We start from the raw sequence: 24753 nt of genomic DNA on the forward strand, positions 1-24753 counted from the left end.
GGAATCCGGGGGTCGGACGCCGAGGTTCAGGAGCCGGGCGCCGGGGCGGGCTGGCCCAGGCTCCACACCCGCACCTTGCCATCGAAGTCGGCGGCGAGGAGGACCGGCCGCCCTTCCAGCTCCGTCACCACGGCGTGAGCACCGGTGTTGTGGGCGGTGAACGGCCTGCCGGTCTCCTTGCGGGTGGCCAGATCCCACACCCGCACCGCGCTGTCGCCACCACCGGAGACGACGACCTGCCGCCCCTCCAGCTCCGTCACCACGGCGTGAGCACCGGTGTTGTGGGCGGTGAACGGCCTGCCGGTCTCCTTGCGGGTGGCCAGATCCCACACCCGCACCGCGCTGTCGCCACCACCGGAGACGACGACCTGCCGCCCCTCCAGCTCCGTCACCACGGCGTGAGCACCGGTGTTGTGGGCGGTGAACGGCCTGCCGGTCTCCTTGCGGGTGGCCAGATCCCACACCCGCACCGCGCTGTCGCCACCACCGGAGACGACGACCTGCCGCCCCTCCAGCTCCGTCACCACGGCGTGAGCACCGGTGTTGTGGGCGGTGAACGGCCTGCCGGTCTCCTTGCGGGTGGCCAGATCCCACACCCGCACCGTGCTGTCGCCGCCGGAGACGACGACCTGCCGCCCCTTGAGCTCCGTCACCGCCTCCACCGACCAGGACGGGTCGGTGCGGACGGTGAACGGCCTGCCGACCGGCATGCCGAGGGGGATGGTGCTCGGAGAACGGTCGGGCGTCGGAGCGGAGGTCGCGGAGGGACCCGTGGGCGACGGACCGGAGATTCCGGGGAGCTCCGGCTGCCACAGCCAGAAGGCCCCGGCGACCAGGGGGAGGACGGTGACGGCCGCTCCGGCGGCCAGGAGGCGGCGCCGGGCGGGACGGCGTGGGAGCCGGGATGCCGAGGGCGTGGCGGGAGAACTCGGAGCCCGGGACACCGAAGGCTCGACGGGAGGACTCGGGACCCGGGATGCCGGGGAGGTGGCGGGAGAACTCGGAGCCCGGGACAGCGGAGGCTCGGCGGGAGGGCTCGGCCGGTGATCCACGGGGGTGGGTTCCCCGTGGGTGAGGGTGGCGAGCAGGCCGGTGACGGCAGGACGGGCGGCGGGGTCTTTGGCCAGGCAGGCGGCCAGCAGCGGGCGCAGACGCTCGGGCACTCCGGCGAGGTCGGGTTCGCGGTTGGAGACGGCGTTCATCACCGCCGCCGCGACGTCGCCGGGGAACGCCCGATGCCCGGTGGCGGCGAACACCATGGTGGCGGCCCAGCTGAACACATCCGACGCCGTACCGGCCTGGTGACCGTCGAGCTGTTCCGGCGACAGATAGGCGGGGGTGCCCACCAGGCCCGATGACGTGGTGGTGCCGTCCAGCACGCGGGCGATGCCGAAGTCGATGACCACGGGCCCCTCCGGTCCCATGATCACATTGTCGGGTTTGAAGTCGCGGTGGACGATGCCGGCCCGGTGGATCGCGGCCAGCGCCGTCAGGGTGGCGACCGCGAGCCGGTCCAGGCCGCTGCCGGTCCGCGGCCCGTCGCCGGTGACCAGCTCTCTCAGGGAGGGCCCCGGGATGTACTCGCTGACCAGGTAGGGACGGTCGCCGGCGATCCCCAGGTCCAGGACCTGGGCGGTGCAGAACGCCGCGACCCGGCGGGTGACCTCCGCCTCGCGTATGAACCGCCGGCGCACCGTGGGGTCGGCCGCCATCCGGACGTGTAGCAGCTTGACCGCGACCTGGCGGTCCGACGGATCGCGGCCGCGGTAGACCACGCCCTGGCCGCCGTCACCCAGCACGCCGGTCAGCCGGCAGCCGCCGATCCGCTCAGGATCATCCGCGGCCAGCGAGCCGGGACCGGACACCCCGCACCTCGTCTCCTTGACCCGTGGGCGGGCGGCCGGGGCCGCCCTCGATCCAAGGGGTACAGCCGGAGCCACCCTCGATCCAAGAGTTGACGATAGGCGCCGGCCTGCCGTAACAGAAGCCCCACGGCCGGGGATGCTCCCGGAGACCTCGGTCACGCGGCAGGCAGGCTGCCCTCCGGCGTCGGCGCGGCCGTCTCCAGCAGTCGCTCGACGAGGTCGGCGGCGCGGGTGGTGCCGCCCTCGGCACGGACCTCGGCGCTGATCCTCTCCAGCCGCAGCGCGACCTCCGGGTCGGAGGTGAGTTCGAGCAGGGCCGTCCGCAGCGCCTCGGGGGTGGCCTGCCCGGCGTCGATCCGGCGGCCGGCGCCGAGCTCCACGATCTTGTCGGCGTTGTCGAACTGGTCGGCGCCCTGCGGGACCGCGATCATCGGGACGCCGCAGTACAGGCCCTCCTGGGTGCCGCCCATGCCCGCGTGGGTGACGAACGCGTCGGCCTGCTCCAGGATCGACAGCTGCGACACCCAGCTGTGCACCTCCACGTTGGCGGGGATCTCACCGAGCTCGGCCGGGTCGACGAACTTGCCGATCTGGAGCACGACGTGCCAGCCGGGCAGGTCACCGAAGGCGGCCAGGCAGGAGCGGTAGAAGCCGGGCAGGTTGGTGAAGGCGGAACCCAGGGAGACCAGCAGCACCTTCTCGGCGCTCTCGGGCCGGGTCCAGGCCTCCTGGTGGGTGCGGGCGCTGAGGCACGGCCCGGTGAAGGTGATCCGCGCCGGGTCGACCCGGTCGGCGTTGGGCTGCATCATCCTCGGGATCAGCGCGAGCGCCCTCTCCGGAGAGCCGACGAACGCCTGGGAGTCGGTCCCGGTGATGCCGTTGTCCACCAGCCACTGCTCGAACCGCCGGTAGTGCTCGGCCCCGCCGGGCGCCTTTTTCAGCTGCTCGACCATCGGCGCCGTGTCCTCCTCGTAGCCCTCCCACGCCACGTAGCACGGTGAGAGCTGCATCGCCGGGATCCCCCAGTTCTCGGCGAGAATCCGCGCGGAGTAGCCGGCGATGTCGTAGAGGAACAGGTCGGGCCGGTCGTCGCCGTAGGCGGCGCGGAGCTGCGGCAGCATGGAGATCGAGTCGTTGAGGAAGACGTCGAGCTGGGCGATCGTGTCCTCCGGCCAGCCGTCGGGATCGTTCATGGGCAGCGTCGAGGCGTACGGCACGGGCTCGGCCCCGGCCCCCTCGATCACCTCGGCGAACGACGGGTCGTTGGCGTAGGTCACCCGGTGGCCCCGGGCCGCCAGCTCCCTGATCACCTCAAGGCTGGGGTTGACGTGGCCGGGGGCCGGGATGCTGACCATGGCTATGTGCGCGCGCCGAGGCATGCGGTCTCCCTTTGGTTGCGTCCATTTTCGCGACGAAACGTCTCGTCTCGTCTCGGAACGCTTCCATCGTGCCCTCCACCCCTCCCCCTGTCAAAGCATCGGGTCCACCGCCACACGGCGGCCCGGCCTCCGCCCCCGGCGCGAGCACGGTCCGGCCACGCCGGTCCCCGGGAAACGGACACGCCTCTTTCCATCACGTAATGTGACGTCATATCAGCCGACCTCATCGAAATAACCGAGGACCGCAAAACCAGGAAATCCGGATATGCACTATTTCTTGTTGGACAGAGCTCGTGCGTGAGGGAAACGGGTCCCGCGCGGCCGTCCGCCCGGCCGCCGGAGCCGCGGGTGCGGCCGTGCTGGCCGTCCTGGCCATGAGCTCCTCCTGCGGGACCGATGACCCGCCACCCGCCGCGCCACCGGCCACCTCACCCGCCGCGCCGTCGCCGGCCACCCCGCCGGAGAAGATAAAGCCGGCCCCCGTATCGCCGGCCCAAATGGCGAAATTACCAATTGCCACGACTTATGCGACATTACGCCGAGCGCCCCGGGATCCCCGGCCATTCGGAACGGCGAGCGGGATCATCGTCCACCCCAAAGGGAAACAGGTGATCTATTCCCGTCCCGGTGGACCACCGGTGGCGGTTCTGCCTCCCACGCAGCTGGAGGACCCGACCTGGGTGCCGGTGGTGCAGACGCTGCCGGGATGGGCGCGGATACTGCTGCCGAGCCGGCCGAACCGGTCCACGGGATGGATCCACACCGGCGACGGCGGGGTTCGCACCGCCCGCAGCACCCATCGGGTCCGGGTCGATCTCGCCGCCCGCAGGCTCAGGCTGTTCGACGCCGGCCGCAGGACGGGGTCCTGGGCGGTGGCCGTCGGAACCGACCGGACCCCCACCCCGGCGGGGCGCACGTTCCTGCTCGCCTCCGTGTCCCCGGAGCACCCGACCTACAGTCCGCTGTTCCTCGCGCTCGGCGCGCACTCGGGCGCTCTCAGGACCTTCGCCGGCGGCCCCGCGACGATCGCCCTGCACGGCTGGCCGGACAGGGCGGCGTTCGGCCGCGAGGTGAGCTACGGCTGCGTGCGCGTCCCGGCCGCCGCGCTGCGCGCGCTCTCCCGGGTCCCCCTGGGCACCCCCGTCATGATCACCCGCTAGCCGCGAGAGGGCCCGGGCCGCCGGCGGGCACCCGTCACGGGCGGGCCGCGCACACCACGGTGCCCCGCCCCCTCGGCGAGGGAGCGGGGCACCGTCACGCCCGGACCGGCTCACGCCGGCCGGCCCCGGCGGCCTCACGCGCCCGTCTCACCCGGAGACCGGGAAGGCGCGGCACCGCCGGGCCGGGGCCGTCACCCCACGTAGCTGATGAGGAAGGGGAGCTGCTCGGCGCCGTCCTCCATCGTGCCGATCGCCCCGTTGGGGTGGAGCACGACGTTGCCGTCGCCGTAGTTGTCACCCTTCCAGGAGTAGATCCACGCCGGGCCGTCGAGGTACGTGGCGGCGCTGGTGCGCCACACGTCGGAGGGGAGGTCGGCCAGCTGGTGTCCCTCCCCACGGGAGGCGGCGAAGGCGCGCGCCTCCTCACGGGTCTTCTTCAAACCCTTCCCGTACCAGTACAGGCGGTATGTCCCCGCGGCGGCCGCGTCGTCCTCCCGCTCGGAGTCGATGGTGATGGGGATCTGCGTCAGCTGTTCGGTCATGGCTGTTCCGCCTCTCAGTCGGGGGAGGCGCGCGAAACACCTCCCCTCCGTTACTCACTGCTGCATTTCCGTTACTGACAGTAGTGAAACGGAGGGGAGGTGATCATCCTCCGGAGGGAGGACGATCACGGAGCCGGAGCTCAGAGCCAGGAACGATCACGGAGCCGGAGCTCAGGGCCAGGAGGAGTCCTGTTCGGGGTCGCCGCCGTCGGACAGGAGCTTGACGTCGGACTCGACCATCATCGCGACGAGCTCCTCGAAGGAGACCGACGGCTCCCAGCCGAGCTGGACGCGGGCCTTCTTCGGATCGGCGCAGAGCAGGTCCACCTCGGCGGGGCGGTGCAGGGACTGGTCGCCGACCACGTGCCGCTCCCAGTCGAGCCCGGCGGCGGCGAAGGCGGCCTCCACCAGCTCACGGACGCTGTGGGTACGGCCGGTGCCGATCACGTAGTCCTCCGGCGTGTCCGCCTGCAGCATCAGGTGCATCGCACGGACGTAGTCGCCCGCGTAGCCCCAGTCGCGGCGGGCCTCCATGTTGCCCAGACGCAGCTCGGTGGCCAGGCCGAGCTTGATCCTGGCCACGCCGAGGGTCACCTTGCGGGTGACGAACTCGGCGCCCCGGCGCGGGGACTCGTGGTTGAACAGGATTCCCGACACCGCGTACATGCCGTACGACTCGCGGTAGTTCTGGGTCAGGAAGTGGCCGTACGCCTTGGCCACGCCGTACGGCGAGCGGGGGTGGAAGGGGGTGATCTCGGTCTGCGGGGTCTCGCGGACCTGGCCGAACATCTCCGACGACGAAGCCTGGTAGAAGCGGATCTGTCCGGATCCGGCGGCCGTTCGCGAGGACGAGATGCCCGAGCAGACCCGGATGGCCTCCAGCATGCGCAGCACGCCCATGCCCGTGACCTCGGCCGTGAGCTCGGCCTGCTCCCACGACATCGGCACGAACGAGATGGCACCCAGGTTGTAGACCTCGTCCGGCTGGACCTTCTCCACCGCGGAGATCAGCGAACCCTGGTCGAGCAGGTCACCCCGGACGAGCTGGACGTCCTGCAGGAGCTTGCGCACCCGGGAGACGCGCGGGTTGGCCTGCCCCCGGACCAGGCCCCACACCTCGTACCCCTCACTCAGCAGGCACTCGGCCAGATAGGAACCGTCCTGCCCGGTGATACCGGTGATCAGTGCGCGCCTGGCCAACGCGTCCTCCTTGTTCGTCGAGCGGACCTTTTACCACTGATTGGCGAATGTACCGCCATGCCCATGGATGGGCACCATGTCGGCTGGAGCACGACTAGAACGCGTTTCACCGAATCTTGCTCGGTCAGGGTAACGTCGCAGTTCGGACCCAGTGCGACATGTTCTAGGAACAATTACACGCCGGGTCCAAGAGAGCTACCGAATGGTAGGGTCCGAGTACTAAGGTCATCTTTCACGGTACCTGTCCCCTTCCGGACAGGGTGAGGAAGGGGTTGCCGTGCCAGGTGCGGACTCACTGCGGATCGCGCTGCTGTCCTACCGCAGCAAGCCGACCTGTGGTGGCCAGGGCGTCTACCTGCGTCATCTCAGCCGCGAGCTGGTCGCCCTCGGGCATCACGTCGAAGTCTTCTCCGGCCAGCCGTACCCGGAGCTCGACGAGGGCGTCATCCTCAACAAGGTCCCCAGCCTGGACCTGTACCGCGACGAGGACCCCTTCCGCACCCCCAAGCCGCATGAGTACCGCGACTGGATCGACTGCCTCGAAGTCGCGACCATGTGGACCGCCGGATTCCCCGAGCCGCTGACCTTCACCCTCCGGGCGCACCGCGAGCTGAAGAAGCGCGTCGGCGACTTCGACGTGGTGCAGGACAACCAGACGCTCGGCTACGGCCTGCTCGGCATCCAGAAGCTGTTCCCCGTGGTCGGCACCATCCACCACCCGATCAGCGTGGACCGGCGGATCGAGCTGAAGGCCGCGCCGCTGCGCAAGAAGCTCTCGCTCAGAAGGTGGTACGGCTTCGTCCGGATGCAGGCCAAGGTCGCGCCCAGGCTGAACCCGATCCTGACCGTCAGCGAGTCCTCACTGGCCGACATCCACCGCGACTTCAACGTGCCCCAGGCCAACATGCGGCTCATCCCGCTCGGCGTGGACACCCGCTACTTCCACCCCCGTCCGGAGATGCCCAAACGGCCGGGCTCGATCGTCGCGGTGGCCAGCGCCGACTCCCCGATGAAGGGCGTCTCGACGCTGCTGCGGGCGGTGGCGAAGCTCGCCACCGAGCGGGACGTGAACCTGACCGTGGTCAGCAAGCCCACCCCCGGCGGCCCGACGGAGAAGCTGGTCGCCGAGCTCTCCCTGCACGACCGGGTGACGTTCGTGCACGGCATCTCCGACACCGCGCTGGGCGAGCTGATCGCCACCTCGGAGATCTCGGTCGTGCCCTCCCTCTACGAGGGCTTCTCACTGCCGGCCGTCGAGCACATGGCCTGCGGCACCCCGCTGGTCGCCAGCCGCACCGGCGCGCTGCCCGAGGTCGTCGGCGACGCGGCCGTCCAGGTGGCCCCCGGCGACCCCGAGGAACTGGCCGCAGTCCTGCGCCGCCTGCACGACTCCCCCGAGGAGCGGGCCGCGGTGGGCAGGAAGGGCTACGAGCGGGCCATGGAGCGCTACACCTGGAACGTCGTCGCCCAGCGGACCGTGGAGGCCTACCACGAGGCCATCCAGGCCCGCCGCGCGAAGTGACCGATCTCAACCCGATTCATCTCAAAAGGCTCAAGAGGAGCGGCGAGTGCTGACTGTCGACTTCGGCCGGTTGCCCGTGGGGCCCGGAACCCGAGTTCTGGACCTGGGCTGCGGCGGCGGACGGCACGCGTTCGAGGTGCTGCGCCGGGGTGCCGACGTTGTGGCCTTCGACATGGACGCCGAGGAGCTGGAGGGCGTGGCGAGCATGTTCGCCGCGATGGACAAGGCCGGCGAGGTGCCCCCGGGCGCGACGGCCGAGACCGTGACCGGCGACGCGCTCAAGATGCCGTTCGAGGACGCGAGCTTCGACCGGGTGATCGCGGCCGAGGTGCTGGAGCACATCCCCGACGACATGGCCGCGATGCGGGAGATCTTCCGGGTGCTCAAGCCGGGCGGACGGGCGGCCATCACCGTGCCGAGCTTCCTGCCGGAGCGGATCTGCTGGGCTCTGGACGAGGCCTACCACACCGCCCCCGGCGGGCATGTCCGCATCTACACGCTGGCCGAGCTGAGCGCCAAGCTGAAGTCGATCGGCATGGAGATCGGCCCGCACCACCACGCCCACGGCCTGCACGCGCCGTACTGGTGGATCAAGTGCGCGGTCGGCGTCAACAACGACGACCACCCGCTGGCCAAGGCCTACCACGAGATCCTGGTCTGGGACATCATGAAGCGCCCGGCCGCGACCAGGATCGCCGAGGCGGTGCTCAACCCGCTCATCGGCAAGAGCGTGGTGCTCTACGTCCGGAAACCTGCATGATCTACTGGGAGCGCGGTGGCCCGCCGAGGGACGGAGCAGGCGGCGGAGCGGATGAGGAGCGGTGAGCGACCAGTTGAGGTGGGAGCAGGTCGTCCAGACCGCTCAGAGCATCGCCGCCGTGCAGGAGTCCGACGGCGGCATCCCGTGGCCCGAGGGACACGTGGACGCCTGGAACCACGTCGAATGCCTGATGGCGATGAGCGTGGCCGGGCTGACCGGGCCGGTCCGCAAGGGTTATGACTGGCTGGTCCGCACCCAGCGGGCCGACGGCTCCTGGCCGATGAAGCTGGTCGGGGGCAGGGCGGTCGAGCAGGGCGGGGAGTCCAACCACGCCGCCTACGTCGCGGTCGGCGCCTGGCACGAGCTGCTGGTCACCGGGGACGAGGACTTCGCCCGCGAGATGTGGCCGGTCGTCCGGTCGGCGCTGGACTTCGTGGTGGAGCTGCAGACCACCCGGGGCGAGATCGTCTGGGAGCGGGCGGCCGACGGCAGGCCCGCCCGGTACGCCCTGCTGACCGGCTGCGCCTCCATCTACCAGGGGCTGCGCAGCGGTGTGCTGCTGGGTGAGCAGCTCAGCGATCCGCAGCCCGACTGGGAGCTCGCGGCCGACCAGCTCGGCCACGTGCTCGCCGCCCACCCCGAGGCGTTCGCCGACAAGAGCCGCTTCTCGATGGACTGGTACTACCCGATCCTGGGCGGCGCGGTGCGCGGTCCGGCGGCCCGCGCGCGGCTGGCCGAGGAGTGGGACACGTTCGTGGAGCCGGGCCTCGGCATCCGCTGCGTCTCCGACCAGCCGTGGGTGACCGGCGCCGAGTCGTGCGAGCTGGTGCTCACCCTGGACGCCGTGGGCGACCGGGACCGGGCGCTGAAGCTCTTCGCCGACATGCAGCACCTGCGGCACGAGGACGGCTCCTACTGGACCGGCTGGCAGTTCGTGAACGAGAAGTGGTTCCCGCACGAGCGCTCCGCCTACACCGCGGCCGCCGTGGTGCTCGCCGCCGACGCGCTGACCGAGCACACCGCCGCCTCGGGCATCTTCCGGGACGCGGGCAGATACGTGACGGACCGTCCCACGTCGGCCTGCGGCTGCAGCCACGCCGGTTCACGGGCCTGACCGGCGCCCCCGCGGCGCCTGCCGGGCCCCGCGGGACTCTCCGTCCCCGGGGCCGGCGGGCCCGTCACGTCCTCAGGAGCACCGGGCCGAACAGTCCCGTGACCCGCTGGCCGGGGAAGACGAAGTGGGTGGGGCTGACCGCGTCGAGGTAGGGGGCGAGGGTGCCGAGCACGAGGATCTCGACCGTGTTCTCCCCCTCGTCCAGAGACAGGTCGAAGACGTACGGCCAGCAGACGCGCACCCCGGCCGGGCGCCCGTTCACGGTGACCTCCGCCGTGCCGCGCACCCGTCCCAGGTCGAGTTCGGCCCGCCCGCGCTCCCCCGCGGGTCCGGGTCCCGCGAGTCCCGGCCGCCCCGCCGGGGAGGCGGGGAGCCGGACGACGGTGCGGTAGCGGACGCCGCCGCTGTACCCGGCCAGCCCCTGCGCCTCCCAGTCGCCCAGCTTGATCCGTCCGGGTCCGCAGGCGAACCTGACCGGTCCTGCCAGGGCCGCGCCGCCCTGGAAGCCGGGGCGGGTGGTGACCAGGAGCTCGGCCCGGCGGGCCGAGCCGTCGAGGACGGCGGGCAGAGCCGACTCCACGCCGTCGACGAGCACCCGGACCGGACCGTGGGCGTCGGCCTCCATCAGCGTCGCGCCGGGCGGGACGTCCACCCGGAACCGCTCGACCCGTTCCGCCGCGCCGGGCACCGCGAAGATCGCGGGCAGGGCGGTGGCGCGGGAGTCGATCCACCCGGCCCCGGGGAGGGGATGCGGACGGGGACGCAGGTGGAGGGCGGCGGGGTCGCCGTGCTGGCGCCGCCGTACGCCGGGGCGGCTCGTCCAGCCGGGGCCGGAGACCACCAGGCCGTCGGCCAGCACCGCCCCGTCCGACTCCACGCGGACGGTGTTGGGACCGGGACGGAGCAGGTGCGACACGTCGTAGCGGCGCACGCGCGGGATGTCCGCCTCGGCGTACGGGTCGAACCCGCCCTGCCTGCCGGCCTCGGTGCCGTTCACCAGCACCATGCAGGGTGAGGTGGAGGCGATCTGGAGGACGTGCTCGCCGTCCTCCCCGCCCTCACCGGCCCGCACGACCGTCTCCAGCACCGGACCGGCGATCCACTCGGGCCTGCGCGCGGCCCCGGGATCCGCGGTGAAGGACACGTGCGCCCGCAGCGTGAGGTCCTCGTCGGGGACCAGCCGGAGTTCCAGCACGTGCTCGCCGGGCTCGACCGGGCTCAGGCCGACGGCGAGGTACCCGGAGTCGTCGAGCGGCAGCTCCCTGCCGTCCACCCGGACCTCTTTCGCCGCCGCCGCGCCGACGACGAGCCTGGCCTCCGGCGTGCCGGGCACGGTGACGCTCGCGCGGAACCAGACGGGCCGGCCCGCGGGGACGGGGCCGAAGTCGAGGAACTCCTCGGGGACGTGCCCCTTCGGGCCGAGCGTGTCGCGGTGGATCGGATCCTTGTGCAGGCCGCGCGAGGTCGACCAGACCGCGGGACGCCAGTCGCCGTCGCCGGTCCGCCACAGCCCGTGCGGGCCGAACGTCGCGTGGACGGGGTCGCCGTCCGGAGTCTCCAGCGTCCACCGCTCGACCGTCGCGGACGTGCCGAAGTCGCCCCAGGTGTCGTCCAGCGTCGGCACCAGCTCCATGTCCCACTCGTCGCCGAGGTCGATCTCACGCGTGTACGGCGTGCGTGACTCCGGGGCCGCCGTCTCCCCCGTCTCGGGGACCGTCCCCTGGCCGGGGAACAGCAGCAGGGCGGCGGGGCCGTCTTCGAAGGGGACCGTCACCTCGACGACGCCGTCGTCGAGCGTGTACGGCAGGGGGCGGACCTCGCCGCTGAAAGGGCTGGCCAGCAGGGGTGTTCCCGTGACGTCACGGACCCGGACCCGCATCTCCCGCCGGTAGCGGCCGGAGTCGAAGTCGCAGGTCGCGTCCAGCCAGCCCAGCTCGACGCCGCGCTCCTCCGGCCTGCCGACGCCGATCTCGCTCGCCCTCGGGAAGGCCGCGGTCAGGAAGACCACGGTCGTGCCGTCCACCTCGCGCACCAGCGGCGGGACGGGTGCCTCGACCCGGGGGACGTGCCCCGCCAGCGCCTCCCCGAGATCCGCGGCCGAGGCGACAAGGCGAGCCGCGCCGCGCCCGCGACCCGCTCCGGAGCCGCGCCCGGATCCACCGGCCGGGCCCTCCCCCGGTCCCGCCGTGGGACCGCCCTCGGGACCGCCCTCGAAGTGGCGGCGGAGTCGCGGGGAGTCCGGGAGCGCCCCGACGGCGACCAGCAGGCCGCCGTCCGCCACGAACCCGTCCAGCCGCTCGGCGGTCCCCTCGTCGAGGACGGTGGCCGCCGGGAGGATGACGACCCCGTACGACTCGGTGGACACCGCGAGCCTGCCGTCCGAGACCACCGCACGCCGGACGGACTCCTCGTCGATCACGTCGGCGTCGAGGCAGAGCCGGTCGAGCGCTCCGGGCACGGTCTGGAACCAGGCCATGTCGCCCACGAGCTCCCGGTAGACCCGCTGCGCCCGCGCCGCGTCCCCGTCGCCCGCGCCGCCCGCCTGGGCGGTGGCCGCGGGGAACAGGACCGCGACGTCGCAGAGGTGGCGGCCCAGGGAGAGGACCGCGCACAGGCGGGTGACCGCGTCGGCGAAGACGCGGTGGTGCCGCCAGTACGGCTGGCGCCAGTCGGTCGACGGCGGCGCCCACTCCCACCAGCCGGCCCTCGTCGTGTAGTAGACCGCGTGCGGGTTGTAGAGGTTGGCGCCCGCCCGCAGCCAGGGCAGCAGCCAGTCGAACGTCTCCTCCAGCGTGCCGCCCCAGCCGCTGGAGTGGAACGCCTCGATCCACGTGCGGGGCCGGCCGTACAGGTGGGCGAGGGAGGAGTGCACCCGCGCGTCTCCGTGGTGGTCGGAGCCGGGCGCGCTGAACCAGCGGTGCGTGCGCGTGTAGTCGGCGTACAGCTCGACACCCTCCACCGGGTGCCCCGCGCGGGCCGGGTCCTGCTGGTCGCAGCCGTTGAGCAGCCCGTGCTCGGCGTGCCACTCGGCCAGCGGCCGGAAGAACGCCTCCTCGGCGAGCTCGGCCCTGGTCCGCTGGTAGTCGTGCCGGACGGAGGGGCCGCCGTCCCGGGAGAACGGGTAGCCGCGCCTGGCGAGGAACTCCTCGGCGAACGTCGCCGACCACGTGGGCATCGACGGCAGCTCGTCCTGGAACGAGCCGACGATCACGTTGCCGAACCGGTGGCCCAGCCGCCGCGCGAACTCGCCGTGCACCCGGTCGAGCAGCACCTCGCACGCCGTGCGGGACAGGTAGTCGAACCCGCGGAGCGACACCGAGCCGTCGGCGTCCAGCCACTGCCCGGCGAAGGCCGGGTTCTCCTGCACGAGGCGGGCCTGCAGGTCGGCGCCGGAGAAGCCGAGCTGGTCGTAGAACCACAGGTACGCGCCGGTCTGCAGGGCGTCCTCGCAGACTCCGTCCAGCAGCTCCCACCACGCCTCCGACAGGAACGGAGGGTCGTCGGCGTCGGCGCCGAACAGCGGGCCCGACGGCGCCAGGTTCAGGATGACCAGGTTGTGCACGCCGCCCGCGACGAGGCGCTCCATCTGCCAGCGCAGCCGTTCCCTGCGCAGCGGCTCGCCGCTCCACCACCAGATCGCCGCGGGTGAGTGGCTGCGGGGCGGGTTCCGCAGCGCGTCGAACACGTTCATCGAATACCTCCGGTGGGAGCCCCCGGCCTCCCGCCGGAGACGGGCGTCAGCCCTTGAGACCGCTGGAGAAGCCCTTGATCACGTACTTCTGCAGCACCAGGAAGACCGCCACGATCGGCAGCGCGGCCAGCACCAGTCCGGCGAAGACCAGGCCGTAGTCGGAGACGTACTGGCCGACGAAGGCGAAGACGCTCACCGGGACCGTCTCGAAGCCGGATCCGCCGAGATAGAGCAGCGGCGTGAAGAAGTCGTTCCAGATGAAGACCGCGTTGAGGATCAGCACGGTGCCGGTGATCGGCCGCAGCAGCGGGAAGACGACCCTGGTGAAGGCGGTGAGATGCGAGGCGCCGTCGATCTGGGCGGCGCTCGCGTACTCCCGGGGCAGCGCCCGGATGAAGCCGGTGTAGAGGAAGATCGTGAACGGCAGCTGGATGCCGGTGTAGAACACGATCATCCCGGTGTGCGTGCCGATCAGGCCCAGGTCGTTGACCAGCCCGTACAGCGGGATCATGCCGAGCTGGAACGGCAGCACGATGCCGAGCAGGAACAGGACGTACAGCGCGTAGCCGAGCCGGGTCGCGGTCCGCGCCAGGAAGTAGGCGGCGAACGAGCCGAGCCCGATCAGCGCGACCAGGCTGACCACCGTGATCACGGTGCTGTTCATCAGGGACGGGCCGAGAGCCGCCGCCGACCACGCTTCGCCGAAGTTGGCCGTGGTGGGCGGGTTCGGCAGCGCGAGGGGGGCCTGCGAGATCTGCCCGGGATCCTTCAGCGACAGGGTGACCAGCGCGTAGACCGGGAAGAGGAACGCGACCGCCACCGCGATCATGACGATCTCCAGCAGGAAGGTCCTCGACCTCACTGGGCCACCTCCCTTGAGCGCAGGTAGGAGATCTGGATGAGCGACACCGCCGCCACGAACAGGGCCAGGACGAGGGCGATCGCCGTGCTGTAGCCGAACTTGCCGAAGACGAACGCCTGCTTGTACAGGACGGTCGACAGGGTCTCGGTGGCGTAGCCGGGACCGCCGTTGGTCGCCGCGAACACCTGGTCGAACAGCTTCAGCCCGCCGATCGTGGACAGCATCAGGTTGATCGTCAGCGCCGGGGCGAGCAGCGGCCAGGTGACGTAGCGGAAGCGCTGGAGCGTTCCCGCCCCGTCGATCATCGCGGCCTCGTGCAGCTCCTTCGGGACGCCCTCCAGCCCGGCCAGGAAGATGACCATCGAGTAGCCGGCGTACTGCCACACGACCATGCCCGCGATCGACCACAGCGCGACCGACGGGTCACCCAGCCAGTCGACCTCCAGGCCGAGCAGGCCGTTCAGTCCCATGGAGGGGTCGGGGGTGTAGACGTACTTCCACAGGAAGGCGACCATGACCGGGCTGACCACGACGGGCGCGAAGAAGACCACCCGCAGCAGCGCGCGGCTCTTCAGCCGGGCGTGCACGCCGAGCGCGAGCAGCAGCCCCACGCCGTTCTGCACGACCAGGATCGCCACGGTCAGCAGGAGCGTGTTCCCGAGGGAGCCCATGACCTGCTCGTCGCCGAGGATCGCCCGGAAGTTGGACAGCCCGACGAAGGACATGTCCTCGCCGACGCCGCTCCAGTCGGTGAAGGCGTAGAACACGCCGACGATGCTCGGGTAGAGCACCACCGCCGCGTAGACCAGCAGGGCGGGGACGGCGAACAGCCAGGAGGGGGAGAGGCCGGCCAGGGGCCTGGCCCGCCGCGTCCGCGCGGCGGGTGGCGTGTCGACCGGCAGGGTCGTCAGGGTCACGGGGCCTCCCGTCTGTCCGGGGCGGCATGCCCCTCACCGCGGCACGGGCCTGTCATGGGGTGCGGGCCGTTCACTTGGCGTACGCCTCGTCCATCTTCTTCAGCGCTTCGTCGACCTTGCTCTTCCCGGCCAGCAGGTCCTGGACGACCGCGAAGTGGGTCGGCTGCACCTCCGCGTTGGGCCAGCGCTGGTCCATGAACGGCACCGCCCGGTCCTTGGTGAAGGGCAGGAACGACTCCACGGCCGGGTCGATGGTGGAGCTCGCGTCCTGGGTCAGCGGGATCGCGGCGATCGCCTTGGCCCAGCGGTTGATGTTCTCCTGCCTGCCGAGGAAGTCGATGAAGGCCTTGGCCTCCTCGGCGTTCTTGCCCTTGGCGTTCGCGCCGAGCCCCACGACGACGCCGGCGGGGATCCACACCGAGGCGGCGTCGTCGGCACCGGGCAGCGGGAACATCGACAGGTCGTCGGGGCTGGAGGCGGCGTCGCGGAAGGACGGCAGCACCGCCGACACCTGGATCGCCATCGCGGCCTTGCCGGTCGCGACCATCGAGGTCTGCTGCTCGAAGGTGGTGCCGTTGGGCTTGTCGTTGAAGTAGCCGCGCTTCTGCAGCTCCAGGTACATCTCCATGGCGTCGCGCCAGCCGGACTGGGCGAAGCTCGCCTGCCCGGCGGCCTGCTTGTCGTCGAAGGTGGGGTCCTTGGCGTAGACCGTGGAGGGCACGAGCGCGTAGGTGATGAGCTGGGTGACCCACGGGGTCTGCGCGCCCAGCGCGATCGGGACCTTGCCCGCCTTCTTCAGCTTCTCGCAGAGCCCGAGGAACTCGGTCCACGTGGTGGGCGGGGCGTCGATGCCCGCCTCCTGGAAGACCTTCTTGTTGTAGATCGCGCCGATGACCGACGAGCCCGCCGAGTACATGAGGGTCTTGCCGTCGAGCTGGAAGGCCGGCTTGAACCCGGTGGGGATCGTCTTCGTCCATGCCTGGGCGGACAGGTCCGCCAGCAGCCCGGCCCCGGCGATCTGGGTCATCGACATCGCGCTGCCGCTGCCCGGGTAGACGACGTGCAGGTCGGGGGCGTTGCCCGCGCCGAGCTGGGTGCGGAGCGAGGTCTGCACCTGGTCGGTCGGGGCGTAGGAGGTCGTGATCGTCACACCGGCTCTGGCCTGCCGGTAGGCGGCGGCCAGCTCGTCCATCGGCGTCTTCTGGTCGGCGACGCCCACGAACTTCAGGTCGAGCGCCGCGGCGCCGCTCGCGCCGGTGGTGCCGCCCGTCTGCGGCTTGGTGGAGCACCCGGCCGCCGCGGCTGCCGCCGCCAGGCCGCCCATCATGCGGAAGAACTGGGCGCGGCTCATCTTGGCGTGGCGAAGGTCGGTCATGCTTTCTCTCCTCGGACTAGCTCGAAAATGTGGTCCCCCGAGGTCACCCGGCGGGTCTCGCCGCCGGGCAGGTGCACCGTCGCCGTGGCGCCGGGCGGGATGCGCGTCTGGAGGCGGAAGCCCTCCGCGTCGTTGTGCCAGCTCACCGAGATGAGGCCGCGCGCCGACTCGTAGGAGGCGCCGGCCCGGCTCAGGTCGCCGGGAAGGGGGCGGATCACCACTTCCCGGAAGGCGACGGAGCCGGGTGCCTGGGCGATCCCCGCGACGCCGCTGTAGAGCCACTCGCCGATCGATCCGAAGGCGTAGTGGTTGAAGGAGTTCATCGAGGCCGCCCCGACCCCGTCCCAGCGCTCCCAGACGGTGGTCGCGCCGTGCCTCACCTGGTAGAGCCACGACGGCGGATCGGTGCGGCGGAGCAGGGCGTGCGCGAGGTCGTCGCGGCCGTGCGCGGACAGCACCGGGCAGAGCAGGTTGACGCCGAGGAAGCCGGTCAGCGGGCCCGACTCCTCGACCAGTGCGGCCAGCCGGGCGGCGGCACCGCGGCCCTGTTCGGGTGTGAGCAGGCCGAAGGCGAGCGCCAGGAGATAGCCGGTCTGGGTGTCGCCCTCGACCAGGCCGCCGTCGCCGACGAACGCCGCGGCGAACGCCGCGCGGACGCGGTCGGCCAGCGCCCCCATGCGCTCCGCCTCGCCGTACAGGCCGCGCACCCGGGCGGCCTCCGCGGTGAGTGCCGCGCTGCGGTGGAAGAACGCCGTGGCCAGCACCTCGCGCGGGGTGGCGGGGCCGGGGGCCAGCCAGTCGGCGAAGTGCGGGCCGGTCCGGTGCCGCCAGATCAGGTCGGGGTTGTGCCGCGCGACGAAGTCCACCCACCGGACCATGGAGTCCACGTCGAGGAACCTGTCGTCGCCGTACACCCGGTACAGGTGCCAGGGCACCAGCACGCCCGCGTCCGCCCAGCCCGGCGCGCCCTCGTCGGCCACCCCGCTGAGCAGCGGGGCGACGTTGGAGAAACCGCCCTCCGGGGACTGCGCGTCCACCACGTCCCGCATCCATTTACTGAAAAATCCGGAGACGTCGGCGTTGAAGCAGGCCGTCGGCAGGAACACCTGCGCGTCGGCGAGCCAGCCCAGCCGTTCGTCGCGCTGCGGGCAGTCGGTGGGGACGCTGACGAAGTTGCCGCGCTGACCCCAGCCGATGTTGTCGTGGAGCCGGTTGATCTCCGGGTCCGAGCACTCGAACGTGCCGGTCCACGGGGTGTCGCTGTGCAGGACGATCGCCCGGATGTCGTCGAGCCGGTCGATCCCGCTCACCTCGGCGTAGCGGAAACCGTGGTAGGTGAACCGCGGCTCGAACACCTCCTCCGCGCCGCCCGCGGTGATCAGCACGTCGGTCGCGTCGGCGGTGCGCAGGTTGGCGGTGTGCAGGCGGTCCTCGCCGTCGAGCGTCTCGCCGTGCCGCACGGTCACCCGCCGTCCCGGCTCCTGGTCCCGTACGGCGAGCCGGACCCGGCCGGCGATGTTCTGCCCGAAGTCCACCAGGTGCACGCCCGGCCTGACCAGGACGGACGAGACCGGGAGCAGCTCGCCGAGGGCGCGCACCGGCTCGTCCCGGGAGGCGACGAGGAGGGAGTGGTCGTCCCCGGTGACCACGGCGGGGCGCCAGGAGGAGTCGTCGAAGCCGGGCAGGTCCCAGCCGGGGGTCTCGGCGCGGGCGTCGTGGCACTCGCCCTTGAGCAGGTCGCCGTAGCGGACCCGGCCGTGGCCCGTGCGCCAGCCCTCTCCGGTGGCGACCACCCGGGTGGAGCCGTCTTCGAACGTCAGGTGGAGTTCGGCGATGAGCTCGGGGAAGCGGCCGTAGTGGTAGCCGGGGCGGCGGGGGTCGAAGCCCGTGAAGCCGCTCCACCAGCCGTCGGCGACCGTCGCGGCCAGCACGTTCTCGCCGTCGAGCAGGAACGGGGTCACGTCGTGGACCTGGTACTGGATCCGCCTGCGGTAGTCGGTCCAGCCCGGGGCGAGCTCGGCGTCGCCGGCCCGGTGGCCGTTGACCCTGGCCTCGTACAGGCCCTTGGCGCTGATGAGGAGCCTGGCCCGGGTCACCCCGGCCGTGCTCTCGAAGCTCGTGCGCAGCTGGGGGCAGGGCAGCAGGCCGTGGTGGCTGAGCGCCTGGTCGCCCTCCGTCGGCGGGTCCATGTGCGCGACGGCGGCGGGGTCGTGCGCGATCCAGGAGGCCTGCCAGACATCCTGGCCGGTCTCGAACCACGACTCCGCGCTGCCCTCGGCGCCGTCCCGCGCCCAGACCGTGACGCGCCAGGCGTATCTCGTGCGGGGAAGGAGCGGCGGCCCGCCGTAGACGGCGCCGATCGCGGCGGGGTCCTCGACCCTGCCGCTGGACCAGTCGCCCACCTCCAGCTCGTAGGCCACCGGGTCGTCGCCCGCCCGCGCCGACGCGAGCCGCCACGACAGCAGCGGGCGGGGCTCGCCGACGCCGAGCGGCGTCTGCCGGTGCTCGCAGCGCAGGCCGTACGGCGTCAGCCTCGGCGGGGCCGGATCGGAGCGGGAGGGCGAGGTCTGGGCGGGGGCACAGTGGACCGCGTTGCCGATCATGCGCACCTCCCTGCTATCTCTTTGTTAAATCTAACGATTTATGATGTGATTTTGTGATTGATGGGTGGAGACTATGAGCCACCAGATCCGAGTGTCAAGGGTGGCCGATGCGGGATTCCGCCGAAGCCGGGGCGTGAGAGGGCGCATGGTTTCCAAGAAATTCACAGGTGAACCCGCGTGGGCCGGGATGGACATCGGCACCCAGGGAGTGCGGGTGACCGTGGTCGACGGCCGTGGCACGCCGCTGGCGACGGGGTCCGCCCCGCTGCGCAGCCGGCGCGGCGAGGGACGCGGACACGAGCAGGACCCCGAGGACTGGTGGCGGGCCGCGGTCACCGCGTGCCGGCAGGCCACCGCGGGCCTCGCCCCCGGGCGGATCCGGGCGCTGGCGGTGTGCAGCACCTCCGGCACCATCGTGCTCGCCGACGCCGCGGCCAGGCCCGTCTCGCCGGCACTCATGTACGACGACGACCGGGGCCGCCCCTACGTGGAACGGGTGACCGCCGCCGGGCAGGAGCTCTGGGACGACCTGGCCGTGCGGATCCAGGCCTCGTGGGCGCTGCCCAAGCTGCTCTGGCTCGCCGAGAACGGCGGGCTGCCCGCCGGCGCGCGACTGCTGCACTCGGCCGACCTGGTGACCGCGCGCCTGGCCGGCGAGCTGACCGCGACCGACTCCAGCCACGCGCTGAAGACCGGCTACGACTCGCTCAGGGAGCGCTGGCCCCTGGAGGTGATGTCCAGGCTCGGCCTGCCCTCCGACCTGTTCGGCCCCGTCACGCGGCCGGGCAGCCCGATCGGCGAGGTGGGGGCCGAGGCCGCCGCCCTCACCGGGCTGCCCGAGGGATGCGGGATCGTCGCGGGCATGACCGACGGCTGCGCGGGCCAGATCGCCGCCGGCGCGCTGACACCCGGCAGCGGCGTATCCGTGCTGGGCACCACGCTGGTGCTCAAGGGGGTGAGCGAGAAGCTCCTGCGCGACCCCGCCGGCGCCGTCTACAGCCACCGCCACCCCGGCGGCGGCTGGCTGCCCGGCGGCGCGTCAAACGTCGGCGCCGGCGTGCTGGCCTCGGCGTTCCCCGGCCGCGACCTGGCCGCCCTCGACGAGGCCGCCGCCCGGTACGAGCCCGCGGGGGCCGTCGTCTACCCGCTCACCACCCGGGGTGAGCGCTTCCCCTTCTACCGGCCGGACGCCGAGCAGGTCGTGGTCGGCGAGACCGCGACGGAGGCCGAGCACTACGCGGCGCTGCTGCAAGGCGTCGCGTACGGGGAACGGCTGGGCCTGGCCTCCCTCGCGCTGCTCGGCGCGCCCGTCTCCGAGCACCTCGCGCTGGTCGGCGGGGCCACGCGCAGCCGCTACTGGTGCCAGCTCCGCGCCGACGTCCTGGGCATGCCGGTCCGGATCCCCCGCCACCCCGAGGCCTCGGTCGGCATGGCGGTGCTCGCCGCCTCGTCCGGGCGCTCGCTCGACGACACCGCCCGGGAGATGGTCTCCCGGGGCGAACAGCTCGATCCCCGCCCGGACCGCGTGGCACGGTTCGAGCAGAGCTTCCGCCTGCTCGTCGACGCGCTCGCCGAGCGGGGCTACCTCACCACCGAACTCGCAGCGAAGGCGGTCACATCATGACGATCTTCCTCTCCCGGCACGGCCGTACCGAGTGGAGCGTCCAGGGGCGCTACGCGGGCGTCAGCGACATCCCCCTGGACGAGGTGGGGCGGGAACAGGCGCTGCTGCTCGCGGACTGGGCGCGGGGGGCCGGGCTGACCGGCGTGGTCTCCTCGCCGCTGCTGCGCGCCCGCGACACCGCCGCGGACGCCGCCCGCGCGGCGGGGCTCACGCTGCGCACCGACCCCCGCCTGCGCGAGCTGGACTTCGGCGACGCCGAGGGGCTCCACCGCGCCGAGGTGGAGCCCGAGGCCATGCGGCGCTTCCAGGCCGACCCCGTCGCGGACTTCCTGCCCGGCGGGGAGGACCCCGTCGAGGCCGCGGAGCGGGTCACCCGGTGCCTGCTGGAGCTGGACGAGGCGGGACGGACCCTCGTGGTCGCGCACAACACGATCCTGCGCCTGGCCCTGTGCGGGCTCCTGGGCATCCCGCTGGCCGACTACCGCAGGCGGCTGCCGCTCATCGAGCACGGCTCGGTGACCGAGCTGACGCTCGGCCCGGCGGGACCGGCTCTGCGGCGCTTCAACTCTCCCATCCGATAGCGCTACGATGCGCGATCAACAACGACTTGGAGCTCGCCAGGTGAATTCGCGTCAGCACACGGCCGGCGGCGCCTCCCGTCGCCAGGCGATGGCGGAACACGTCATGCGCCAGGGGTCGGCCTCGGTCACCGATCTCGCCGAGGCCTTCGGCGTCAGCGTGATGACGGTCCACCGCGACCTGGACGAGCTCGAACGTCAGGGGATGGTCCGCAAGTTCAGGGGCGGCGCGACCGCGCAGGCGTCCAACGTCTTCGAGAGCAACATCGTCTACCGGCGTACGGCCCACCAGGAGGAGAAGGAGGCGATCGCGCGGCACGTCGCCCGGCTCATCGAGCCCGGCAGCTCGATCATGCTCGACGACTCCACGACCGCGCTCGCGGTGGCCAGGCACCTCGGCGAGGTCACCCCGCTGACCGTGGTCACCAACTTCCTGGAAGCCATCAAGCTCCTCGCGGCGGCGCCCGGCATCCGGCTGATGGCGCTCGGCGGGGAGTACCACCCCACGCACGACTCCTTCCTCGGCGTCGCCTGCGTGGACGCCATCGAGGCGATGAGCACGGACATGGTGGTCGTCTCCACCTCCGCGGTCTCCGACCGCTACGCCTTCCACCAGGAGCAGGAGATCGTGCTGGTGAAACGGGCGATGCTCCGCTCCGCCTCGCGCCGCGTCCTGGCGATAGACCACTCCAAGCTCGCCCGGGTGGCACTGCACAAAGTGGCGCCGCTCGACGACTTCGACACCATCGTGGTCGACTCGCGCGCCCCCGCCGAAGCCGTCCAGCTCCTGCGCGAGAAGCACCGCAACGTCGAGATCGCCGAGCTCTAGGGTCGCCGGGCTCCGGCGGCTCCCTGGAGCTCCAGGGGCGCCGGGTTCCGGAGAGCGGCGAGCTCCGGAGAGCGGCGGACCCGGGTGGCGTCCGTCCGGCCTGCGTCCCCCCGGGACGCCGGGGTGATCTACGGCGAGACACTTAACATTTTCTATGTTAATTTTCACAGCACTGATGTAGCGTTTCACGACATGCCGAGAGATGTAGTGAACGTGCTCGCAGCCGGAGACCATTTCGTCCGGCCCTCCGCCGTCGCCGACGGGCTCCGCGCCGAGCTCGGCGAGCGTGTCGCGGTGACGTCCCTGACCGGGCCGTGGCCGGTGCGGCCGTACGGCCCGATCGCGGAGGTGCACGAGGCGTCGGGAGACGAGGACGAGCTGATCGCCGCGCTGCGGGACGTCGAGGTGGCCGTCACCCAGATGGCCCCGTTCACCGCGCGGGTCCTGGCCGACGCCCCCGCCCTGAAGCTGCTCGTCGTCACCCGCGGCGGCCCCGTCAACGTGAACCTCGCCATGGCCGCCGAGCGCGGGGTGACGGTGTGCTCCACCCCCGGACGCAACGCCCCCGCCGCAGCCGAGCTGGCCGTGGCGCTGACCCTGGGCGTGCTGCGCCGCCTCAGCGAGGTGCACGCCACGATGCGCGACGGGCAGTGGCGCTCGGACCTGTACTCCTACGACCTCTGCGGCGGCGAGCTCGACGGCGCCGAGGTGGGCGTCGTCGGGTTCGGCGCCATCGGCCGCCGGGTCGCCGCCGCCTTCCAGGCGCTCGGGGCGCACGTCCTCGTGGCCGACCCGTTCGCCGGCACGCTGCCCGAGGGCGTCACCCCGGTGAAGCTGCCCGAGCTGCTCGCGCGCTCCCGGGTGGTGAGCCTGCACGCCCGGCTCACCCCCGAGACCCACGGCCTGATCGGCGCCGCCGAGCTGGCCCTGATGCCCCGCGGCGCGGTCCTGGTCAACACCGCGCGGGGCGCCCTCGTGGACACCGACGCGCTCACCGCCGCCCTGGAGTCGGGGCATCTGGGCGGGGCCGGCCTGGACGTCTACGAACCGGAGCCACTGCCCGCGTCCCATCCGCTGAGGTCCGCCCCCAACACCCTCCTCGTCCCGCACCTGGCGGGAGCCACCCGGCAGACCGCCGACCGCGCGGTCCGGATGGCCGTCGAGGAGGTCGCCCGCTGGTGCCGCGGCGAGCCCCTCGCCTACACGGTCGCCACCCCGGCCCTCACCGGCTGAGCGTCTCCCCCGTCCCGGGCCGGCGATCCCGGGTTCCAGCAATCCCCCGACACACAGGAGTTGGAGATGATCGTCGGAGTCGACGCCGGGACGTCCGGGGTCAAGGCGGTGGCCTTCGCGCCGGACGGCGAGGTGCTGGCGGTCGAGTCGCGGCCGCTCGCGCTCGGCCATCCGGGCCCCGGCCAGGTGGAGCAGGACGCGGAGGCGGTGGTCGCGGCCGTCGAGGACGTCCTCGGCCGGCTCGCGGCCGGCGGCGTCCGGACCGGCGAGGTCCGGGCCGCCGGGCTCACCGGCCAGGGAGACGGGCTCTGGCTGCTCGACGGGGAGGGAAGGCCCACCGGGCCCGCCCTGTCCTGGCTGGACGGCCGCGCCACCCCACTGGTCGACGGCTGGATGCGCGACGGCACGTTCGAGGAGCTCTTCCGGCGCACCGGCAACGCCGCCTTCCCCGGCTCGGGCGCCCCCCTGCTCGCCCACCTCGACCGCACCAGCCCCGCGACGCTGGACCGGGCGGCCACCGCCGCGCGCTGCAAGGACATGATCATGCAGCGGTTCACCGGGGTGCGCGCCACGGACCTGTCCGACGCCTCCAACCTCTTCACCGATCCGCGGACGCGGGAGCGCGACGCCGGACTCCTCCGCCTGTGCGGCCTGGAGCACCGGCGGGGGCTGCTGCCCCCCGTCGCGGCGGAGCTGCCGGCCGGGGAGATCCTGCGGGGCGCCTTCAGGGGCGTCCCGCTCTCCGCCGGGCCGTACGACCTGCCGGCCTGCGCCGCCGGGGCGGGTGTCGTCCGGCCGGGCGACGGACTGCTGATCATCGGGACCACGCTCGCCTGCGAGGTGGTCACCGACCGTCTCGACCTCGACGGGGAGCCCGCGGGCCAGACCCTCTGCACGCCGGACGGCTGGCTGCGGGCGATGCCCGCCATGACCGGCACCGCGGCGCTCGACTGGCTGCTCCGCCTGGTCGGCGCCGGGCACGGCGAGCTCGGCGACCTCCTCGCCCAGAGCCCGCCGGGCGCGCGGGGCGTGCGCTTCCTGCCCTACCTGTCGCCGTCGGGCGAGCGTGCGCCGTTCGTCGAGCCGGCGGCGCGGGGCAGGCTCGACGGCCTGGAACTGGCCGTGACCAAGGCCGACGTCGTCCGCGCCGGGTGCGAGGGCCTGGCGTTCGCGGCCAGGCACTGCTTCGAGGCGGCGGGACTCACCGGGGAGGTGGCCGTCTGCGGCGGCGGCACCGGCTCGGAGGCCTGGCTGCAACTGTTCGCCGACGCGCTGGGGCGCCCGCTCCGGCTGGCCAGGGGGCCCGAGGTGGGCGCGAGGGGCGCGGCGCTGGCCGCCGCCCGCCGGTTCGGCGTCGCCGTGGACGAGGCCGCCTGGACCGCGGGCACCCGCTGGTACGAGCCCCGCCACGACCTGGAGGAGCACTACCTCCGCTATCTCGACGACGTGCGAAGCCTGAGAAGTTCCCTGTGAAATATAAAGTCAAATCTTGTTAAGAA

General features: G+C 72.4%; 17 protein-coding genes and 1 pseudogene. 9 read left to right on the forward strand and 9 right to left on the reverse strand.

Going from position 1 to position 24753, the window contains the following annotated elements; all coding sequences use genetic code 11:
- Nucleotides 1-26: 26 nt before the first annotated feature.
- Together SROS_RS46620 and SROS_RS39695 are read right to left on the reverse strand one after the other, a co-directional pair.
- Entirely contained in the window at nt 27-1865 is a 1839-nt protein-coding gene (locus tag SROS_RS46620; protein WP_012894604.1) for a serine/threonine-protein kinase, read from the reverse strand.
- Nucleotides 1866-2020: 155 nt separating this feature from the next.
- The gene (locus SROS_RS39695; RefSeq protein WP_012894605.1) at nt 2021-3244 is read right to left on the reverse strand and encodes a macrolide family glycosyltransferase; all 1224 of its coding nucleotides are present in this window, start codon (nt 3242-3244) and stop codon (nt 2021-2023) included.
- Between the two features lie 638 nt (nt 3245-3882).
- Between SROS_RS39695 and SROS_RS51470 the strand changes: the two genes are divergently transcribed.
- Nucleotides 3883-4404, forward strand: coding sequence for a L,D-transpeptidase (locus tag SROS_RS51470; protein ID WP_169369483.1), 522 nt, complete (start codon nt 3883-3885; stop codon nt 4402-4404).
- Between the two features lie 191 nt (nt 4405-4595).
- Here SROS_RS51470 and SROS_RS39705 read toward each other — a convergent pair whose 3' ends face one another.
- Nucleotides 4596-4946 carry a hypothetical protein gene (locus SROS_RS39705; RefSeq protein WP_012894607.1) on the reverse strand — a complete coding sequence of 117 codons (351 nt, stop codon included), beginning with the start codon at nt 4944-4946 and terminating at the stop codon, nt 4596-4598.
- A 171-nt stretch (nt 4947-5117) separates the two neighbouring features.
- On the reverse strand, nt 5118-6146 hold the full coding sequence (locus SROS_RS39710; RefSeq protein ID WP_012894608.1) for a GDP-mannose 4,6-dehydratase: 1029 nt from the start codon (nt 6144-6146) through the stop codon (nt 5118-5120).
- A gap of 277 nt (nt 6147-6423) precedes the next feature.
- Here SROS_RS39710 and SROS_RS39715 point away from each other — a divergent pair, with 277 nt between their 5' ends.
- From SROS_RS39715 to SROS_RS39725, 3 genes and pseudogenes are all read left to right on the forward strand, one after another.
- Nucleotides 6424-7668 carry a glycosyltransferase family 4 protein gene (locus SROS_RS39715; protein ID WP_012894609.1) on the forward strand — a complete coding sequence of 415 codons (1245 nt, stop codon included), beginning with the start codon at nt 6424-6426 and terminating at the stop codon, nt 7666-7668.
- Between the two features lie 34 nt (nt 7669-7702).
- Nucleotides 7703-8428 (forward strand): annotated as a pseudogene (locus SROS_RS39720) (class I SAM-dependent methyltransferase); the annotation flags it as partial.
- A 61-nt stretch (nt 8429-8489) separates the two neighbouring features.
- Complete coding sequence (locus tag SROS_RS39725) at nt 8490-9542, forward strand: prenyltransferase/squalene oxidase repeat-containing protein (RefSeq protein ID WP_012894611.1); 1053 nt, start codon at nt 8490-8492, stop codon at nt 9540-9542.
- 64 nt (nt 9543-9606) lie between these two features.
- Here the strand turns inward: SROS_RS39725 and SROS_RS39730 are convergent, their stop codons facing one another.
- The 5 genes from SROS_RS39730 to SROS_RS39750 form a co-directional block, all read right to left on the reverse strand.
- Nucleotides 9607-13233, reverse strand: coding sequence for a hypothetical protein (locus tag SROS_RS39730; RefSeq protein WP_012894612.1), 3627 nt, complete (start codon nt 13231-13233; stop codon nt 9607-9609).
- A gap of 46 nt (nt 13234-13279) precedes the next feature.
- Nucleotides 13280-14095, reverse strand: a complete 816-nt coding sequence (locus tag SROS_RS39735) for a carbohydrate ABC transporter permease (protein ID WP_012894613.1) — start codon at nt 14093-14095, stop codon at nt 13280-13282.
- Entirely contained in the window at nt 14092-15012 is a 921-nt protein-coding gene (locus tag SROS_RS39740) for a carbohydrate ABC transporter permease (protein WP_012894614.1), read from the reverse strand. Before SROS_RS39740 ends, SROS_RS39735 begins: the two co-directional genes overlap by 4 nt.
- Before the next feature lie 70 nt (nt 15013-15082).
- A complete protein-coding gene (locus SROS_RS39745; RefSeq protein WP_012894615.1) occupies nt 15083-16387 on the reverse strand; it encodes an extracellular solute-binding protein in 1305 nt (434 codons plus the stop codon).
- A complete protein-coding gene (locus SROS_RS39750; RefSeq protein ID WP_012894616.1) occupies nt 16384-18990 on the reverse strand; it encodes an alpha-L-rhamnosidase in 2607 nt (868 codons plus the stop codon). Before SROS_RS39750 ends, SROS_RS39745 begins: the two co-directional genes overlap by 4 nt.
- A 145-nt stretch (nt 18991-19135) precedes the next feature.
- On the opposite strand from SROS_RS39750, the gene SROS_RS39755 reads away from it, so the two are divergent.
- The 5 genes from SROS_RS39755 to SROS_RS39775 all read left to right on the forward strand — a co-directional run bounded on the left by SROS_RS39755 (nt 19136) and on the right by SROS_RS39775 (nt 24727).
- Entirely contained in the window at nt 19136-20614 is a 1479-nt protein-coding gene (locus SROS_RS39755) for an FGGY-family carbohydrate kinase (RefSeq protein WP_012894617.1), read from the forward strand.
- The gene (locus SROS_RS39760) at nt 20611-21195 is read left to right on the forward strand and encodes a histidine phosphatase family protein (protein WP_012894618.1); all 585 of its coding nucleotides are present in this window, start codon (nt 20611-20613) and stop codon (nt 21193-21195) included. Before SROS_RS39755 ends, SROS_RS39760 begins: the two co-directional genes overlap by 4 nt.
- Nucleotides 21196-21235: 40 nt before the next feature.
- The gene (locus tag SROS_RS39765) at nt 21236-22021 is read left to right on the forward strand and encodes a DeoR/GlpR family DNA-binding transcription regulator (RefSeq protein ID WP_012894619.1); all 786 of its coding nucleotides are present in this window, start codon (nt 21236-21238) and stop codon (nt 22019-22021) included.
- A 192-nt stretch (nt 22022-22213) separates the two neighbouring features.
- Nucleotides 22214-23254, forward strand: a complete 1041-nt coding sequence (locus SROS_RS39770; RefSeq protein WP_012894620.1) for a 2-hydroxyacid dehydrogenase — start codon at nt 22214-22216, stop codon at nt 23252-23254.
- Nucleotides 23255-23320: 66 nt separating this feature from the next.
- Nucleotides 23321-24727 (forward strand): FGGY-family carbohydrate kinase, encoded by a 1407-nt coding sequence (locus tag SROS_RS39775; RefSeq protein WP_012894621.1) that lies wholly within the window; start codon nt 23321-23323, stop codon nt 24725-24727.
- Nucleotides 24728-24753 lie beyond the last annotated feature (26 nt).

This window comes from Streptosporangium roseum DSM 43021 (assembly GCF_000024865.1).
Classification (GTDB): domain Bacteria; phylum Actinomycetota; class Actinomycetes; order Streptosporangiales; family Streptosporangiaceae; genus Streptosporangium; species Streptosporangium roseum.

Excerpts from the sequence above, each read along its gene's own strand:
- SROS_RS39730 (WP_012894612.1), bottom strand. The coding sequence starts at position 13,233 with ATGAACGTGTTCGACGCGCTGCGGAACCCGCCCCGCAGCCACTCACCC.
- SROS_RS39770 (WP_012894620.1), top strand. The coding sequence starts at position 22,214 with ATGCCGAGAGATGTAGTGAACGTGCTCGCAGCCGGAGACCATTTCGTC.
- SROS_RS39750 (WP_012894616.1), bottom strand. The coding sequence starts at position 18,990 with ATGATCGGCAACGCGGTCCACTGTGCCCCCGCCCAGACCTCGCCCTCC.
- SROS_RS39705 (WP_012894607.1), bottom strand. The coding sequence starts at position 4,946 with ATGACCGAACAGCTGACGCAGATCCCCATCACCATCGACTCCGAGCGG.
- SROS_RS39760 (WP_012894618.1), top strand. The coding sequence starts at position 20,611 with ATGACGATCTTCCTCTCCCGGCACGGCCGTACCGAGTGGAGCGTCCAG.
- SROS_RS39775 (WP_012894621.1), top strand. The coding sequence starts at position 23,321 with ATGATCGTCGGAGTCGACGCCGGGACGTCCGGGGTCAAGGCGGTGGCC.
- SROS_RS39745 (WP_012894615.1), bottom strand. The coding sequence starts at position 16,387 with ATGACCGACCTTCGCCACGCCAAGATGAGCCGCGCCCAGTTCTTCCGC.
- SROS_RS39755 (WP_012894617.1), top strand. The coding sequence starts at position 19,136 with ATGGTTTCCAAGAAATTCACAGGTGAACCCGCGTGGGCCGGGATGGAC.
- SROS_RS39695 (WP_012894605.1), bottom strand. The coding sequence starts at position 3,244 with ATGCCTCGGCGCGCGCACATAGCCATGGTCAGCATCCCGGCCCCCGGC.